This is a genomic window from Serratia sp. 2723 (assembly GCF_050434425.1).
Classification (GTDB): domain Bacteria; phylum Pseudomonadota; class Gammaproteobacteria; order Enterobacterales; family Enterobacteriaceae; genus Chania.
The window spans coordinates 1-1,207 of sequence record NZ_JBNDIN010000033.1; the positions used below are offsets into that span (position 1 = coordinate 1).

Annotated in this window: 1 protein-coding gene; it reads left to right on the forward strand. The window is 50.5% G+C overall.

Going from position 1 to position 1,207, the window contains the following annotated elements; all coding sequences use genetic code 11:
- Window positions 1-79: 79 nt before the first annotated feature.
- Window positions 80-1,191 (forward strand): IS3 family transposase gene (locus ABIE29_RS23375; RefSeq protein WP_144403006.1). Its coding sequence is split into 2 segments (ribosomal slippage): window positions 80-341 and window positions 341-1,191, totalling 1,113 coding nucleotides; the frame shifts between segments, so codons are not numbered across the junction.
- The last annotated feature ends 16 nt before the right edge of the window (window positions 1,192-1,207 follow it).

The window sequence follows — 1,207 nt, forward strand, 5'->3', positions numbered from 1 at the left end:
TGTAAGTATCCCGCTTAAACGGCCCATTCACTTTTAGAGATCTTCCGACATACTGATGATGTCACCTGAGGAGATCCTTATGCGCAAGATCCGATTTACCGAGCACCAGATCATCGCCGTACTGAAGTCCGTCGAAGCGGGTAGGACCGTCAAAGATGTGTGCCGCGAGGCTGCTATTTCCGAAGCCAGCTATTACAATTGGAAGGCGAAATATGGCGGGATGGAAGCCGCTGATATCAAAAAAATCAAAGATCTAGAGGACGAGAATCGCCGTCTGAAGCAGATGTTTGCCGACCTGAGTCTGGAATGCCGTGCGCTGAAAGACGTCATCGAAAAAAAGCTTTAAAACCAGCGATAAAGCGTGAGCTCGTCAACTATCTGACCACGCAGTTTACGATGAGCATACGCCAGGCATGCAGGACGTTATCGCTGAGCAGGACGGTGTTTCGTTATCAACCGAATACACGACGTGATGAACCGGTGATCCAGAGGTTGACTGAGGCGGCTGAACGCTATCCCCGCTATGGATTTAAGAAGCTTTTTCAGGTGCTTCGCAGGCAGGGATACGCCTGGAACCACAAGCGCATACACCGGATTTACTGTCTGCTAAAACTGAATTTTCGTCGTAAAGGCAAACAACGCCTGCCGGTGCGTAATCCGGCGCCGCTGGCCACGCCGGAAGCACTCAACCAAAGCTGGTCGATTGATTTTATGCACGACGCGCTGACATGTGGCCGACGTTTTCGGACCTTCAACGTCGTGGATGATTTTAACCGCGAGGCTCTGGCTATCGAAATTGACCTGAATATCCCGGCGCAGCGCATTGTGCGGGTGCTGGACAGAATAGCGGCAAACCGTGGCTATCCGCTGAAGATGCGGATGGATAACGGGCCGGAATTGATATCACTGGCGCTGGCACAATGGGCTGAAGACCATGGCGTGATGCTGGAATTTATCAAGCCCGGCAAACCAACACAGAACGCGTTTATCGAACGGTTTAACCGAACGTACCGGACCGAAATACTGGATTTTTATCTGTTCAGAACACTGAATGAAGCACGGGAAATAACGGATCGCTGGCTGAATGAATACAACAGTGAGCGGCCTCATGAATCCCTGAATAATCTGACGCCGGAAGAATATCGGCTGATGGCTGAGAAACCGGAAATCTCAAAAAGTGTGTGGAACTAAAGCTGGGATACTTACA